Genomic DNA, 15,865 nt, shown 5'->3' with positions numbered 1-15,865 from the left:
CCCCAGCCTGGCGCCAGGGCCGGGCCGCCATCCGCGGCCCAAGGTCAGAGGCTCCTGTTTTCAGTGACGCCCGAGGAAATCCATCAGCAGCGCATTCACCGCTTCCGCCGCCTCCATCTGCAGCATGTGCGCCTGCTCCGGCAGCACGTGGACTTCGGCGCTCAGGCCCTGGGCGTGGCTGGCCGGGATGATGGCGTCGGCCTCGCCCCAGATCACCAGCGCCGGGTGCTCGCCGGCTTCCAGCACGCCGCGCAGGTCCACCTGCTGGCGGCCGTCGGCGAACAGCTTGCCGGCCAGCTGGCGCAACGCCGCGTCCACGCCTTCCAGGCGCTTGTACTTGAGCATGTCCTCCAGCATCTGCCGGTTCACCAGCGCGGCGTCGGAGAACAACTGCACCAACTGCGGCTTGAGGGCGTTGCGGTTGCCGGCCTCGACGAAGCCCTGCAGGTAGGCCCCGTTGATCTCCGCGCCCAGCCCCGCACTGGCCAGCAGGCTCAGCGAACGCACCCGCCGCGGCGCCAGGCGCGCGGTGTTGAGCGCCACGGCGCCGCCCATGGAATGCCCGGCCAGGTGCGCCAGATCAATGTCCAGGTGGTCGAGCAGGGCCAGCACCGCGCCGCTCAGCTCGTCCAGGTCGCCGCGCTGCAGGGCCTTGCCCGACTCGCCGTGGCCCGGCAGGTCGAGGGCGATCACCCGGCGCCCGGCGGCGAGCGCCTCGTGGTTGAACAGCCAGTTGTTCAGGTCGCCGCCGAAGCCGTGGATCAGCAGCAGCGGCACGTCGCCTTCGCCGCGCTCGAAGTAGCGCAGCACGCGGCCGTCCAGCTCGACCTTCTGCGGCGCCGGGCCGCTGTCGGCCTCGCCGTCGCCGCCGGGGACGAACTCGGCCTGGAAGCGCTCGACCACTTCGTCGATCTCCGCCTCGCTGGCCTCGCCCTCGACCACCACGCCGAGCAGCGCGCCCACCGGCAGCGTCTCGTCCTCGCGCGCCACCTGGCGCCGCAGCACGCCGGAGAAGGGCGCCTCGACACTGCTGCTGATCTTGTCGGTCTCCACGTCCAGCACCGCGTCGCCTTTCTCGATGGCGTCGCCGTCCTGCTTGAGCCAGGCGTCGATGCGGCCCTCGGTCATCGACAGGCCCCACTTGGGCATGGTCAGGGTATGGATACGGCTCATGCCACCTTCCTCCCTTGCACCAGCTCCAGCACCGTGGCCTCGATTTTCGCCGCACTGGGGATGTACAGGTCTTCCAGGGCGTCGGAGAAGGGCACCGGCGTATGCGGAGCGGTGACCTGGCGGATCGGCCCCTTGAGCGCGTCGAAGGCCTGCTCGGCGACCAATGCGGCAATGTCGGTGGCCAGCGAGCAACGCGGGTTGGCTTCGTCGATCACCACCAGGCGCCCGGTCTTCTCTACGCTTTCGAGGATGCTGTCGCTATCCAGCGGGCTGGTGGTGCGCAGGTCCAGCACCTCGCAGGACACGCCCTGGCGCGCCAGGCTGGCGGCGGCATCCATGGCCAGGTGGACCATGCGCCCGTAGGTCACCAGGGTCACGTCGTCGCCGTCGCGCAGGAAGTTGGCCTCGCCGAAGGGCACGGTGTACAGCTCCTCCGGCACCTCGCCCTGCATCGAGTAGAGCAGCTTGTGCTCGCAGAAGATCACCGGGTCGTTGTCGCGGATGGCCTGGATCAGCAGGCCCTTGGCGTCGTACGGCGAGGACGGGCAGGCCACCTTCAGCCCGGGGATGTGCGTCCACAGCGCGGTGAGCATCTGCGAGTGCTGGGCGGCGGCGCGCAGGCCGGCGCCGACCATGGTGCGGATCACCAGCGGGGTCACCGCCTTGCCGCCGAACATGTAGCGGAACTTGGCGGCCTGGTTGAGGATCTGGTCCAGGCAGCAGCCGGCAAAGTCGACGAACATCAGCTCGCACACCGGGCGCAGGCCGCGGGTTGCGGCGCCCACCGCGGCGCCGACGTAGCCGATCTCCGACAGCGGGGTGTCCAGCACGCGGCCGGGGAACTGGTGGTACAGGCCCTTGGTGACGCCGAGCACGCCGCCCCAGGCGTCGTCCTCGCCCGGTGCGCCGGCGCCGCCGGCATTGTCCTCGCCCATGATGAACACGCTCTGGTCGCGGCGCATTTCCTGGGCCAGGGCTTCGTTGATGGCCTGCTGGTAGCTGATCTTTCTGGCCATGATGGCTCTCCTCTTGTTGTTCTGTGGGCGGCTCAGGGATAGGCGACGTACACGTCGCTCAGCAGGTCGGCGGGCGAGGGCTTGGGATCGGCCTTGGCGCGCACCACGGCTTCCTCGATGCCGGCCTCGACTTCCGCGTCTATGGCGTCCAGGGCGCTGGCCTGCAGCAGGCCGGCGCGGGTGGTGCGCTCGCGGAACTGCATCAGGCAGTCGCGTGTCTCGCGGTAGTGCTTGACCTCGTCGGGCGCGCGGTAGGTCTGGGCGTCGCCTTCGAAGTGGCCGTAGTAGCGCGTCAGCTTCACCTCGATCAGCGACGGGCCCTCGCCGGCGCGGGCGCGTTCCACGGCGGCGCCGGCGGCCTCGTGCACGGCGAAGAAGTCGAAGCCGTCCACCGTCACCCCGGGCATGCCGAAGCCGGCGGCGCGGTCGGCGATGTGGTCGCAGGCCACCGACCAGTTCGAGGCGGTGGCCTCGGCGTAGCCGTTGTTCTCGGCGACGAAGATGCACGGCAGGTTCCACACCGAGGCCAGGTTCATGGCCTCGAACACCGTGCCTTCGTTGGAGCCGCCATCGCCGAAGAAGGCCACCGCCACCGCGCGGTTGCCCTTGAGCTTGGCGGCCAGCGCCGCGCCCGCCGCCAGGGGCGCGCCGGCGCCGACGATGCCGTTGGCGCCGAGCATGCCCTTGGACAGGTCGGCGATGTGCATCGAGCCGCCCTTGCCCTGGCAGACGCCGGTCTTCTTGCCGTAGATCTCGGCCATCATCCCGTACACGTCCACGCCCTTGGCGATGCAGTGGCCGTGGCCGCGGTGGGTGGAGGCGATGCAGTCCTCGTCGTCCAGGTGCGCCATGACCCCGGCGGCGGAGGCCTCCTCGCCGGCGTACAGGTGCACGAAGCCGGGAATCTCGCCGGTGGCGAACTCCAGGTGCAGGCGTTCCTCGAAGGCGCGGATGGTGCGCATCACGCGGTAGGCATGCAGCAGTTGCTCAGTCGATAGCGTGGACATCTTGTTGTTCTCCAGGGTGGTTCACGGGCTTGCCAGGAACGGCCAGCAGGCGATGGCAGGCGGCGAAGGCCAAGGCGGCCTCGACGTCGATGCTCAGCGGGCCGTCGAGTTCGAGGGTGATGCTGGGGCGCTCGGCGGCGGCGAATTCGATCTCGCGTTCGCCGTCCAGGGCCAGGGTGCCGGCGACCAGCAGCGGCAGGCGCGGCACGCCGGGCTCCAGGCTGCCGCTGGCGACGATGCCGCAGGCCTGCAGCAAGCCGGGGGCCAGCGGCGCCAGCAGCGCTTCGCCGGCCTGCGGGCCCAGGCGCAGCCAGCTGCCGCGCGGGCAGCGCCGCGACACCGGGTTCCACAGCCCGCACAGCGACGACAGGCCGATGGCGTGGGGCTCGGCGAAGGCGGCGTAGATTTCCGCCAGGTCCTCGGCGCGGCTGATGGCGCGGGCGCCGGTGAAGGTCAACGGCGAAACGGCGACTTCCACCAGGGCGATCTCGTCGATGCGCCGCGCAGGCAACCGCACCCGCAGGCGCTTGTTGCGGCGCAGGGCGACCTCCGCCGGGATGCGCCCGCTGGCGTAGAGCCCGCCGGCCAGCCCGGCGCCGGTGGCCTCGCGCAGTTCCGGGAAGGCGTTGTTGGTGCCGGTGGACAGGCATAGCAGGGGGATGTCGCCAACCTCCGCGGCCACCGCCTTGTGCGTGCCGTCGCCGCCGAGCACCGCGACCAGGGCGACGCCGCGCTCGGCCAGCATCCGCGCGGCCCGGCGGGTGTCCTCCACGCTCTGGCGCAGCGGCAGGTCGAGGAACTCCAGGCGCGGCCAGCGGCTGTCGCGGGCGTGGCGGCCGGCGCTGGCCTTGAGCACGGTGGCGGCGATGCCGGTCATGTCCGGCGGCATCAGCACTTCGTCGATGCCGGTGGCGCCGAAGGCCCCCAGCAGGCGCTGCACCACCGAGGCCTTGTCGGTGCTGGAATAGAGCCCGGCGTTGGCGGTCAGGCGGCGCAGGTCGCGGCCCGAGGCCGGGTTGGCGATGATGCCCACGCGCAGGGGCAGGGCCGCGCTCACAGCGAGAAGCCGCCGTCGACGGCGATGGCCTGGCCGGTGACGTGGGGCGCGCAGGCCAGGTACACGGCGAGCTGGCCCATGTCTTCCACGGTCTGCGCCTCGCCCTGGGGCAGCAGGCTGGCCTGGTGGCGTTCCCAGGACTGCGCCTCGCTCTCGCCCGGCTGCGCCCAGCGCCCGGACAGGCCCTGCTCGCCGCGCCACATGCCGGTGCCGACGATGCCCGGGCACAGCGCGTTGACGGTGATGCCGTCGCGCGCCACTTCCTTGGCCAGGGCGTTGCTGAAGCCGACCACGGCGAACTTCGAGGCGCTGTAGTGGGCCAGGTCCGGGAAGCCGACCTTGCCGGCGATGGAGGCCACGTTGATGATCCGCCCGCAGCGCTGCGCGCGCATCAGCGCCAGTTCCGCCTGGCAGCAGAGGAACACGCCGCGGGCGTTGACGTTCATCACCCGGTCCCAGTCCTCGACGCTCAGCTCGGCGACCTTGTGGATGCTGATGATCCCGGCGTTGTTCACCGCCACGTCGAGGCGCCCGCGCTGGCGTTCGATCTCGCCGAGCAGGGCGCGCACGCTGTGCGGCTCGCCGACGTCCACCGTCAGCGCCAGGGCCTGGCCGCCGAGGGCGCGGACCTGGGCGGCGCCTTCCTCGGCCTGGGCCGCATCGAGGTCGGCGATCACCAGCTCGGCGCCGGCCAGCGCCAGGCTGCGGGCGATGCCCAGGCCGATGCCGCGGCCGCCGCCGGTGACCAGGGCGACCTTGCCGGCCAGGGAGAATTGCGAAGGGGCAGTAATGGACATGACGCACCTCTGGTTGTTGTTGTGGGGTGCGGGACGGCGTCCCGGTGTCGCCAGGACTGGAGCAAGGGCGGTGCCAGGAGGTGGCCTGGAGGGCGGGAATGGCCGTCGTAGAGCGCGTCGTTCAGCGTTGCCGGAACACCCCGGCGGGCTCCGGCTGAGACGCGCCATGTCAGCCTGCACGACGTCGCGGCGAGACGCTGAGACGCAGCGTCTCACCCCGGCGCCGGCCGTCCGCGGCGCTTGTCCCGCAGCCGGGGCGGGGCTTAAATGACCGGCACAAGAACAACGATACGAGCCGCGGAGGCCCCATGCTGCCTGCCTACTCGAAAGCCCACGTGGACTGCGTCAGCCGCGTGCTGCGCCACGCCGGGCGCCTGCCCGAGCCGCCGGTGCCGAACCTGATCCTCGACTCCTGGCGGCGCTCGATGGAGCAGCACCACCTCGACCCGGGTTCGCTGCAGGGCCCGCGCATCCTCAGCCAGAGCGTGCTCAGGGAGTGCCGCGAGCGCGCCGAGAGCTTCCTGCGCATCGCCGGCGAGGAAGTCTCGCGCCTGCACGGCCAGGTGCGCGACGCCGACTACTGCGTGCTGCTCACCGACGCCCAGGGCCGCACCATCGACTACCGGGTGGAGTCGGCCATCCGCGGCGACTGCCGGCGCGCCGGGCTGTACCTGGGCACCTGCTGGTCGGAAGGCGAGGAGGGCACCTGCGGGGTGGCCGCGGTGCTGACCAACGGCGTGCCGGTGACGGTGCACAAGCGCGACCACTTCCGCGCCGCCTTCATCGGCCTGACCTGCTCGGCGGCGCCGGTGTTCGACCCCTGGGGCGAACTGCTCGGGGTGCTCGACGTCTCCGCCGTGGAATCCCCGGACGACCGCCGCAGCCAGCACCTGATCCGGCAGATGACGGTGCAGAGCGCGCGGCAGATCGAAAACGCCTTCTTCATGCACAGCACCCGCGGCCAGTGGGTGCTGCGCGCGCACGCGGCGCCGGGCTACGTCGACAGCCAGCCGGACTACCTGTTCGCCTGGGACGCCGACGGCCACCTGCAGGCGCTGAACCCGGCGGCGCGGCGCTACCTGCAGACGCGCTACGGGCAACTGCCGCAGCACATCGGCGAAGTCTTCGACCTCGACCTGCTGCGCGCCGCCGCCGACGAAAGCCCGCGCCACGTGGCCGAGCACGGCCTGCACGTGCGCCTGAGCGCGCCGAAGCGCGCGGTCAGCGTGGCCATGCCGGCCAGCGACCCCGCCGGGCTCGACCCGCGGGTGGCGGAAAGCCTGCGCCTGGCGGTGCGGGTGAAGGACCGCAACCTGCCGGTGCTGGTCCACGGCGAGACCGGCGCCGGCAAGGAAGTCTTCGCCCGCCAGCTGCACGAGGCCAGCGCGCGGCGCGACAAGCCCTTCGTCGCGTTGAACTGCGCGGCCATTCCCGAAAGCCTGATCGAGAGCGAACTGTTCGGCTACGTCGCCGGCGCTTTCACCGGCGCCGAGCGCAAGGGCATGCGCGGCCTGCTGCAGCAGGCCGATGGCGGCACCCTGTTCCTCGACGAGATCGGCGACATGCCCCTGGCCCTGCAGACGCGCCTGCTGCGGGTGCTGGCCGAGGGCGAGGTGGCGCCGCTGGGCGCGGCGCGGCGGCAGGCGGTGGACATCCAGGTGATCTGCGCCAGCCACCGCGACCTGGCGGCCCTGGTGGCCGCCGGCGAATTCCGCGAGGACCTGTACTTCCGCCTCAGCGGCGCGCGCTTCGAACTGCCGCCGCTGCGCGAGCGCAGCGACAAGCTGGCGCTGATCAACCGCCTCCTCGACGAGGAAGCCACGCGCTGCGGGCTACGCCTGGGCCTGGGCGACGCGGCGCTGGAACGCCTGCTGGGCTACCGCTGGCCGGGCAATGTGCGCCAGCTGCGCCACGTGCTGCGCTACGCCTGCGCCATCTGCCCCGGCGAAAGCATCCGCCTGGAAGACCTGCCCGAGGAACTGCGCGGCGCGGCCGCCCAACCGTTGCACGAGTCCCCGGCCAGCCCGGAACGCCAGGCCCTGCTCGACGCCCTGGTGCGACACCGCTGGCAGCCGGGGCCCGCGGCCCAGGCCCTGGGCATCTCGCGGGCAACGCTGTACCGGCGGGTGAAGCAGCACGGCATCGAGATGCCGCGGGCGAAACGCGAACCCGCCTGCTCTTCGCACGGCGGAAACCATGGCCCGGCTGGCTCCCCGTAGGATGGATTGAGCGAAGCGATACCCATCGCCGCGACTTGCTCGCGAACCGCCCCAACCCCGGTGCAGCCGGATAATCCGTTCGCGAGCAAGCTCGCTCCTACGGGAAGCCTGCGCCTTATACCCTGCCCAGCCTGATGGTCAGCGGCCAGCTCACCTGGCGCGTTTCCACCCCGCCCCAGGCCGCCTGCAACTGCCCGCGCAGCACCTCGACCGGGTCCTGGCCGGTGGCCTGGCGGTAGCTGGCCACCGCCGACCAGCTGTACAGGTAGTCGACCAGGCGCTGGAAACTCCACTGCGCCTCCAGGGCGAAGGGTGGCGTCTCCACGCGCTCGAAGGGGAAGGGGATGGTTTCGTAGCCGGTCTCCACATGCTTGCGCTCCGGCGCCCAGTAGGGGCCGACCAGGTCGTGGTAGAGGTGGCGGATCAGCGCGTCCAGGCGCTCGTCGATGTTCAGCAGGTTGTAGGAGACCACCGCCAGCAGCGCGCCGGGGCGCGACACGCGGCGCACCTCGGCATAGAAGCGCTCGACGTCGAACCAGTGCAGGGCCTGGGCCACCAGGGTGAGGTCGACGCTGGCCGGCTGCAGCGAGGTGCTTTCCGCCGGTTCGCAGCGGTAGTCGACGTTGGCCTCGCGGGGGGCCTGTTCCAGCTGCTTGGCGTTGATGTCGGTGGCCACCACCTGCTGGAAGTGCCGGGCCAGGTCGAGGCTGGCCTGGCCGGAGCCGCAGCCGCAATCCCAGGCCCGGTCGGTGGAGGGCGCCACCTGCGCCAGCCAGGCGAAGAACGCCGGATCGTAGGTCGGGCGACCGGCGCGGTAGGCGTCGGCCTGCTGGCTGAACAGCTGGCGGGTGTCGGTCATGGGAGAGCTCCGGGGGCGGCGGGCGGGGGACTATCTTGCCGGTGGGTGTGGGAGGGGCTCAAGGGGCGGAGTCAGCCCGATGCTCCGGCACAACCGGGAAACTCCGTTCGCGAGCAAGCTCGCTCCTACAGGTGCAGGAGACATGCTGTCGTAGGATGGGTTGAGCGAAGCGATACCCATCACCATGGTCCGATGGGTTTCGCAAGCTCAACCCATCCTACGAAAAGCGCTTCGGCGCAGCGGGCATAAAAAAGCCCCGCGATCAGCAGCGTGCGTCGCGGGGCCAAGTGGCCGGAGAGTGGCCAGGGAGGAACCTGTCAGGCCCGGGGTTGCCAGCCGCCGCCGAGGGCCTTGTAGATGGCGACTATGCCGCGGTACACGTCGACCTCGGCCAGGGCCTGGGCGTCTTCGGCGGCCAGTTGTTCGCGCTCGGCGTCCAGCAGGTCGAGGAAGTCCAGGGTGCCTTCGCGGTATTGCACGCCGGCCAGTTCGGCGGCCTTGCGGCTGGCCTCGGACTGGCGCACCAGCACCAGCATGCGCTGCTGGCGCTTGCCATAGTCGCTGAAGGCGTTGGAGGACTCTTCCAGGGCCAGCAGCACCTGCTGCTCGTAGCTGGCGAGCGCGGCGTCGGCGTCGGCCCTGGAGGCGCGCAGGCGGGCGCGCACGCTGCCCAGGTCGAAGGCGGCCCAGCTGATGGTCGGCGATACGCCCCAGGCGCGGGCGGCGCCTGAGCCTATCTGCGAGCCGCGCCCGGCGGTGTAGCCGAGGAAGCCGCCGAGGCTCACCCGCGGGAACAGGTCGGCGGTGGCCACGCCGACATCCGCCGTGGCTGCGGCCAGCCGGCGTTCGGCGGCGGCGACGTCGGCGCGGCGGCGCAGCAGGTCGCCCGGGTCGCCGATCGGCAGGGCCTTGGCGATGGCCGGCAGTTGCTTGGGCGAGAGGTCCACCGTCATCTGGTCCGGGCGCTGGCCGAGGAGGGTGGCGATGCGGTTGCGCTGGCGCACTTCCTCGGCCTGCAGTTGCGGCAGGGTGGCTTCGGTGGCGGCCAGGCGCGCTTCGGCGCGCTGCACGTCCAGTTCGTTGCCCACGCCGTTGTCGCGTAGCTGGATGGTCAGGCCGCGGGATTCGCGCTGGTTCTTCAGGTTGTCGCGGGCGATACCTTCCCTCAACTGCGCGCCGCGCAGTTGCCCGTAGGCGTCGGCCAGCTCGGCGACCAGGCTGACCTGCAATTGCTGCAGGTCGGCCTGGGCGGCCTGGCTCTGGGCGTCGGCCGATTCCAGTTCGCGGCGCACGCGGCCGAACAGGTCGACTTCCCAGATCATGTCCAGGCCCAGGTCGTAGCGCTCCTGGTTGACGCGGTCCTCGGTCTGCCCAGGCACCTGGCCCTTGCCGATTTCCGAAGAGACGCGGCTGGTCACGGTGGGGAAGCGGTCGTTGGAGACGTCGTCGCGGATCGCCCGCGAGGCCAGCACGCGGTCGTAGGCCACGCGCAGCTCGCGGTTTTCCTGCAGGGCCTGGTCGACCAGCTGGCTCAGCAGCGGGTCGTCGAACTGTTTCCACCAGGCGTCCTCGAAACGGCTGCGGTCGAAGACCGCTGCGCCGGTTTCGAGCTTGGCCGGCGCGGTGTCCGGCTGCTTGTAGTCGGGGCCGACCATGCAGGCGCTGAGGCTCAGGGCCAGCAGCGCCGGGGCGAAGTGTTTCAGGTTCATGCGTGGCTGGCCTCGTGGGTCAGGCGGGCTTGTTTCTTCGCTTCGCGGGCTTCCATGAAGCGGCGGATGAGGACGTAGAACACCGGTGTCAGCAGCAGGCCGAAGAAGGTCACCCCGAGCATCCCGGAGAACACCGCGACGCCCATGGCATGGCGCATCTCGGCGCCGGCGCCGGTGGACAGCACCAGCGGCACCACGCCCATGATGAAGGCGATGGAGGTCATCAGGATCGGCCGCAGGCGCAGGCGGCAGGCCTCCAGCACGGCGGCGACGCGGTCCATGCCTTCTTCCTGCTTGTCCTTGGCGAACTCGACGATGAGGATGGCGTTCTTGCACGCCAGGCCCACCAGCACGATCAGGCCGATCTGGGTGAAGATGTTGTTGTCGCCGCCAGCGACTATCACCCCGCCGATGGCCGACAGCAGGGTCATCGGCACGATCAGGATCACCGCCAGCGGCAGGCCCCAGCTCTCGTACAGCGCGGCCAGCACCAGGAAGGCCAGGAGCACGCAGAGCGGGAAGACGAAGGCCGCGGTGTTGCCGGCGAGGATCTGCTGGTAGGTCAGGTCGGTCCACTCGTAGGTCATGCCGTTGGGCAGTTCCTGCTTGAGCAGTTTCTCCATCGCCGCCTCGGCCTGGCCGGAGCTGTAGCCGGGCGCCGCGGCGCCGTTGATCTCGGCGGTGATGAAGCCGTTGTAGTGCATCACCCGGTCGGGGCCAGAGGTGTCGCTGATCTTGATGAAGGTGGCCAGGGGGACCATTTCACCCAGGTTGTTGCGCACCTTCAGCTGGCCGATCTGTTCCGGGTCCAGGCGGAAGTTCTGGTCGGCCTGGACGTTGACCTGGTAGGTGCGGCCGAAGCGGTTGAAGTCGTTGGCGTACAGCGAGCCCAGGTACACCTGCAGGGTGTCGAAGATGTCGCTGATGGCCACGCCGTGGGTCTTGGCTTTCTCGCGGTCGATGGCGGCGTCCACCTGCGGCACGTTCACCTGGTAGCTGGTGAACACCGACATGGGGTTCAGTTCGGGCAGCGCGCGGGCCTTGGCGAGGATGTTCTGGGTCTGCGTGTAGAGCTCCTCGTAGCCCAGGCTGCCGCGGTCCTCGACCTGCACGCGGAAGCCGCCGATGGTCCCCAGCCCCTGTACCGGCGGCGGCGGGAAGATGGCGATGTAGGCGTCCTGGATGTCGGCGAACTGCTTGTTCAGCTCGGCGGCGATCTCGCCGGCGGACATGCCCGGGCCCTTGCGCTGGTCGAAGTCCTTCAGCGGGGTGAAGACGATGCCGCTGTTGGGGCTGTTGGTGAAGCCGTTGATCGACAGGCCCGGGAAGGACACGGTGTGCTCGATGCCCGGGTGCTTGCCGGCGATTTCCGACATGCGCTTGATCACCGCCTCGGTGCGGTCGAGGGTGGCCGCGTCGGGCAACTGGGCGAAGGCCACCAGGTACTGCTTGTCCTGCTGCGGCACGAAGCCGGTCGGGGTGCTGGAGAAGCCCAGATAGGTGAGGGCGATCAATCCGGCATAGATGAACAGGGCGATGGAACTGCCGCGCAGCACGCGGGTGACGGTGCCGACGTAGCCATGGCTGGCGCGGTCGAAGAAGCGGTTGAACGGGCGGAACAGCCAGCTGCCCAGCAGCTTGTCGAGGATCAGCGAGAAGCGGTCCTTCGGCTCGTGGTGGCCCTTGAGCAGCACGGCGGCCAGGGCCGGCGACAGGGTCAGCGAGTTGAACGCCGAGATCACCGTGGAGATCGCGATGGTCAGCGCGAACTGCCGGTAGAACTGCCCGGTGAGGCCGGAGATGAACGCGGTCGGCACGAACACGGCGCACAGCACCAGGGCGGTGGCGATGATCGGCCCGGTCACTTCCTTCATGGCGCGCTTGGTGGCCTCGATGGGCGTCAACCCGAGGCCGATGTTCCGCTCGACGTTCTCCACCACCACGATGGCGTCGTCCACCACGATGCCGATGGCCAGCACCAGGCCGAACAGCGACAGCGCGTTGAGCGAGAAGCCGAAGGCGTGCATCACCGCGAAGGTGCCGATCAGCGACACCGGCACGGCGGCCAGCGGGATGATCGAGGCACGCCAGGTCTGCAGGAACAGCACCACCACCAGCACCACCAGGATCAGCGCTTCGAACAGGGTGTGCACCACCGCTTCGATGGAGCCACGGACGAAGATGGTCGGGTCATAGACGATGGAGTAGTCCACGCCCTGGGGGAACTCCTTCTTCAGCTCGGCCATCTTCGCGCGCACCTCGTTGGAGATGGCGATGGCGTTGGAGCCGGGGCGCTGGAAGATCGGGATGGCCACCGCCGGCTGGTTGTCCAGCAGCGAGCGCAGGGCGTACTGGCTGGAGCCCAGCTCGATGCGGGCGATGTCCTTCAGGCGGGTGATCTCGCCGTCCGGGCCGCTGCGGATGATGATGTTCTCGAACTCCTCCTCGCTGACCAGGCGGCCCTGGGTGTTGATCGACAGCTGGAAGCTGGTGGCGCTGGGCGCGGGCGGCGCGCCGAGGGCGCCGGCGGCGACCTGGCGGTTCTGCTCGCGGATGGCGTTGACCACGTCGGTGGCGGTGAGGTTGCGCGAGGCCACCTTGTTCGGGTCGAGCCACACGCGCAGCGAGTAGTCGCCCATGCCGAACAACTGCACGTCGCCCACGCCGTCCAGGCGCGCCAGCTCGTCCTTGATGTTGAGGATGGCGTAGTTGGACAGGTAGAGCATGTCGTAGCGGTTGTCCGGCGAGGTCAGGTGCACGACCATGGTCAGGTCGGGCGAGGCCTTGTCGACGGTGATGCCGATGTGGGTGACCTCCTCGGGCAGCTTCGGCTCGGTGCGCGTCACGCGGTTCTGCACCTGCACCTGGGCGTTGTCCAGGTCGGTGCCCAGGGCGAAGGTGATGGTCAGCGTCATCTTGCCGTCGGCGGTGGACTGCGAGGACATGTAGAGCATGTTCTCGACGCCGGTGATGGCCTGCTCCAGGGGAGCTGCGACGGTCTCGCCGATCACCTTGGGGTTGGCGCCGGGGAAGGTGGCGCGCACCACCACGGTGGGCGGCACCACTTCGGGGTATTCGCTGATCGGCAACTGGAACAGCGAGATGGCCCCGCCGATCAGGATGATCAGCGAGAGCACGGCGGCGAAGATCGGCCGCTGCACGAAGAATTGCGAGAAGTTCATGGTTCGTTCCTGGCGCGCGGGGCGCTAAACCCTGGGCAAAAGGTCACCCGCGGCCCTGGGTGGGGCCAGGGCCGGGTACTGCGTTGTCGATGTGCCCCGCTCAGGGGCGGGTCGTCGTCAGATGCGGCTGGGCTTGCCCGGCGACTGCTCGGCGACCTTCGGCGGCTCGCTGTCTTCCACCGCCTGGCGCGAGCGGGCGAGGGCGGCGAGGGTGTCCGGGCTGGCCATGGGCACGCCCTGGGCATCCACCTCGGCGCCGGGGCGCACGCGCTGCAGGCCGTTGACCACGATGCGGTCGCCCTTGGCCAGGCCGCTGCGGACGATGCGCAGGCCTTCCAGCTTCGGCCCCAGTTCGATGGCGCGGTAGGCCACCTTCCTGTCGGCGCCGACCACCAGCACGAACTTCTTGCCAAGGTCCGTGCCGACCGCTTCGTCCTTGATCAGCGCGGCGTCGTAGGTGCCGGAGCCGACCAGCTTGATGCGCGCGTAGAGGCCGGGGGTGTACAGGCCGTCCTTGTTGTCGAACACCGCGCGGCCGCGGATGGTGCCGGTCTTGGGGTTGACCTGGTTGTCGAGGAAGTCCAGGCGGCCCAGGTGCGGGAAGCCGTCCTCGCCGGTCAGGCCGAGGTACACCGGGGTACTGCCGCGGGCGTCCGGGCCGCCGGCGCGGGCCATGGCCACGTACTTCAGGTAGACGCGCTCGTCGGCGTCGAAGTAGGCGTAGACCTTGTCGGTGGAGACCAGGGTGGTGAGCAGGCTCTGCCCGGTGTTAACCAGGTTGCCGGCGGTGACTTCGGCGCGCGAGACGCGGCCGTCGATGGGCGCGGTGATCTGGGTGAACGACAGGTTCAGGCGCGCGTTGTCCAGTTCGGCCTGGGTCGCCGCGACCTGGGCGCGGGCCTCGGTGGCGGCGGCGCTGCGGGCGTCGGCCAGCTCGGCGGAGATGGCGTTGGTGGCGCGCAGGCGGTCGCCGCGGGCGGCTTCGTTGGCGGTGCGCGTCTGGTTGGCGCGGGCCTGCGCCAGCTGGGCCTCAAGGCGGTGGACCTCGGCCTGGAACGGGCGCGGGTCGATCTGGAACAGCAGGTCGCCCTTCTTCACCAGGGCGCCTTCGCGGAAGGTCACCTTGTCGATGTAGCCGGAGACGCGCGGGCGCAGCTCGACGGATTCGGGCGCCTCCAGGCGGCCGGTGAACTCGTCCCACTCGTTGACCGGCTGCTCGATGACCTCGGCGACGCTGACCTTGGGCGCGGGCATGTTCTGCGCGGCTTCCTGGGGCTTGCCGCAGGCGCTGAGCACCAGGACGGCGGCCAGTGCCAGGGGGATACGCAAGGGTTTGAGTGAACGCTCCATGGGGAAGACTCCGGCATTTTTTCTGTAATGGGCGGAGTCTGCGTTCCAGGCGTCTAAGTCGCTAATCGAACGGGAGCATTCTTATTATCACGGCCAGTGATAAACCCTGTTGCATTATCCGTATCAATCGATGGGGGATTTTCTGCTACCGGGCGGTGGTGGGTCTTGTGGCGGGCCGTTTGCGTACATGGATTCAGGGAGCTTCCAGGTTTCGCTTCACGCCGAACGGTCCCCTCTCCCGCTTGCGGGGGAGGGTTAGGGAGGGGGAGCGGAGTGCAGGGTTGGCAGGGGAGTGTCGGCGAAGTCCGCAACCCTCACCCCAGCCCTCTCCCAGAGGGAGAGGGGGCCGTTCGGCACGGGCGGCGAAGCCGGAGTCATCCTGATATGCCTGGGGCGTCATGCGCCCTGCGGTGCAGGAGAAACACCGTCGTAGGATGGGTTGAGCGAAGCGATACCCATCGCCATGACCGAGCAATAGCGGCGCGGGATCAGGCCTTGGCCAGGCGCGCCTTGGCTACGCGGGAGCCGTTTTCCTTGCCGAGCACCTGGCAGATGCGCTGGCCGGCGGCGATCAGGGCGTCGAGGTCGATGCCGGTGTGGATGCCCAGGCCGTTTAGCAGGTAGAGCACGTCCTCGGTGGCCACGTTGCCGGTGGCGCCCTTGGCGTAGGGGCAGCCGCCGAGGCCGGCGACCGAGCTGTCGAACACCGCGATGCCTTCCAGCAGGCTGGCGTAGATGTTCGCCAGGGCCTGGCCGTAGGTGTCGTGGAAGTGCCCGGCCAGGCGTTCGCGCGGCACGCGGGCGCCGACCGTTTCGAACATGGCGCGGGTGGCGCCGGCGGTGCCGACGCCGATGGTGTCGCCCAGGGAGACTTCATAGCAGCCCATGGCGTCCAGCTCGGCGGCCACGGCGGCGACCTGCTGCACGTCCACCTCGCCCTGGTAGGGGCAGCCGAGCACGCAGGACACGTAGCCGCGCACGCGGATGCCGTGCTCGCGGGCGGCGTCCATCACTGGCCCGAAGCGTTCCAGGCTCTCCTTGATCGAGCAGTTGATGTTCTTCTGCGAGAAGGCCTCGGAGGCGGCGGCGAACACCGCGACTTCCTTCACCCCGGCCTCCAGCGCAGCTTCGAAGCCCTTGAGGTTGGGCGCCAGGGCGGCGTAGGTGACGCCGGGTTTCTGCTGGATGCCGGCGAAGACTTCGGCGGAGCCGGCCATCTGCGGCACCCACTTGGGCGAGACGAAGCTGCCGACCTCGACGTAGGAAAGGCCGGCGGCGCTCAGGTCGTCCACCAGGCGCACCTTGTCGGCGACGCTGATGGGCTGTTTCTCGTTCTGCAGGCCGTCGCGCGGGCCGACTTCGACCAGGCGGACGTGTTGGGGCAGGGGCATGGGGTTGTCCTCTTGAGGTTCAGGCGAAGGGCAGTTGCTCTTGTAGGAGCGAGCTTGCTCGCGAACCCGCTTCGCACCGGACGTTCATGGTGCAATGCGTTCGCG

The 15,865-nt window shown here is 69.9% G+C and carries 11 protein-coding genes; 1 reads left to right on the top strand and 10 read right to left on the bottom strand.

The features are described 5' to 3' along the window. Nucleotides 1-60 precede the first annotated feature (60 nt). Genes ACTWJ5_RS18995 through ACTWJ5_RS18975 form a run of 5 tightly spaced genes read right to left on the bottom strand, consistent with a single transcriptional unit; the run spans nucleotide 61 to nucleotide 5,050 of the window. Nucleotides 61-1,173 (bottom strand): acetoin dehydrogenase dihydrolipoyllysine-residue acetyltransferase subunit, encoded by a 1,113-nt coding sequence (locus tag ACTWJ5_RS18995; protein ID WP_444436318.1) that lies wholly within the window; start codon nucleotides 1,171-1,173, stop codon nucleotides 61-63. Beyond that, the gene (locus ACTWJ5_RS18990) at nucleotides 1,170-2,189 is read right to left on the bottom strand and encodes an alpha-ketoacid dehydrogenase subunit beta (protein WP_444436317.1); all 1,020 of its coding nucleotides are present in this window, start codon (nucleotides 2,187-2,189) and stop codon (nucleotides 1,170-1,172) included. Before ACTWJ5_RS18990 ends, ACTWJ5_RS18995 begins: the two co-directional genes overlap by 4 nt. 32 nt (nucleotides 2,190-2,221) lie before the next feature. Beyond that, nucleotides 2,222-3,196, bottom strand: a complete 975-nt coding sequence (locus ACTWJ5_RS18985; protein ID WP_444436316.1) for a thiamine pyrophosphate-dependent dehydrogenase E1 component subunit alpha — start codon at nucleotides 3,194-3,196, stop codon at nucleotides 2,222-2,224. Then, complete coding sequence (locus tag ACTWJ5_RS18980; RefSeq protein ID WP_444436315.1) at nucleotides 3,177-4,253, bottom strand: ATP-NAD kinase family protein; 1,077 nt, start codon at nucleotides 4,251-4,253, stop codon at nucleotides 3,177-3,179. The genes ACTWJ5_RS18985 and ACTWJ5_RS18980 overlap by 20 nt, the downstream gene beginning before the upstream one ends. Continuing rightward, nucleotides 4,250-5,050 (bottom strand): SDR family NAD(P)-dependent oxidoreductase, encoded by an 801-nt coding sequence (locus ACTWJ5_RS18975; protein ID WP_444436314.1) that lies wholly within the window; start codon nucleotides 5,048-5,050, stop codon nucleotides 4,250-4,252. The genes ACTWJ5_RS18980 and ACTWJ5_RS18975 overlap by 4 nt, the downstream gene beginning before the upstream one ends. Nucleotides 5,051-5,358: 308 nt before the next feature. Here ACTWJ5_RS18975 and ACTWJ5_RS18970 point away from each other — a divergent pair, with 308 nt between their 5' ends. Then, nucleotides 5,359-7,269 (top strand): sigma-54-dependent Fis family transcriptional regulator, encoded by a 1,911-nt coding sequence (locus tag ACTWJ5_RS18970; protein ID WP_261748506.1) that lies wholly within the window; start codon nucleotides 5,359-5,361, stop codon nucleotides 7,267-7,269. A gap of 115 nt (nucleotides 7,270-7,384) precedes the next feature. Here ACTWJ5_RS18970 and ACTWJ5_RS18965 read toward each other — a convergent pair whose 3' ends face one another. From ACTWJ5_RS18965 to ACTWJ5_RS18945, 5 genes are all read right to left on the bottom strand, one after another. Then, a complete protein-coding gene (locus tag ACTWJ5_RS18965) occupies nucleotides 7,385-8,128 on the bottom strand; it encodes a class I SAM-dependent methyltransferase (RefSeq protein ID WP_301502304.1) in 744 nt (247 codons plus the stop codon). Between the two features lie 317 nt (nucleotides 8,129-8,445). Further along, nucleotides 8,446-9,837: an efflux transporter outer membrane subunit gene (locus ACTWJ5_RS18960; RefSeq protein WP_444436313.1), complete on the bottom strand. Its 1,392-nt coding sequence runs from the start codon at nucleotides 9,835-9,837 to the stop codon at nucleotides 8,446-8,448. Further along, nucleotides 9,834-13,019, bottom strand: coding sequence for an efflux RND transporter permease subunit (locus tag ACTWJ5_RS18955; protein ID WP_301502306.1), 3,186 nt, complete (start codon nucleotides 13,017-13,019; stop codon nucleotides 9,834-9,836). Before ACTWJ5_RS18955 ends, ACTWJ5_RS18960 begins: the two co-directional genes overlap by 4 nt. Nucleotides 13,020-13,136: 117 nt before the next feature. After that, nucleotides 13,137-14,369, bottom strand: a complete 1,233-nt coding sequence (gene mexE / locus ACTWJ5_RS18950; RefSeq protein WP_444436312.1) for a multidrug efflux RND transporter periplasmic adaptor subunit MexE — start codon at nucleotides 14,367-14,369, stop codon at nucleotides 13,137-13,139. Between the two features lie 488 nt (nucleotides 14,370-14,857). Next, nucleotides 14,858-15,760 (bottom strand): hydroxymethylglutaryl-CoA lyase, encoded by a 903-nt coding sequence (locus ACTWJ5_RS18945; protein WP_444436311.1) that lies wholly within the window; start codon nucleotides 15,758-15,760, stop codon nucleotides 14,858-14,860. Nucleotides 15,761-15,865: the final 105 nt, after the last annotated feature.

Origin of the sequence: Pseudomonas sp. A6, from assembly GCF_052367875.1 — a bacterium.
In the GTDB taxonomy this organism is placed as follows: Bacteria; Pseudomonadota; Gammaproteobacteria; order Pseudomonadales; family Pseudomonadaceae; genus Pseudomonas; species Pseudomonas citronellolis.
The sequence above is the reverse complement of the archived record's forward strand: the minus strand, read 5'-3'. Positions and strand labels throughout refer to the sequence as shown.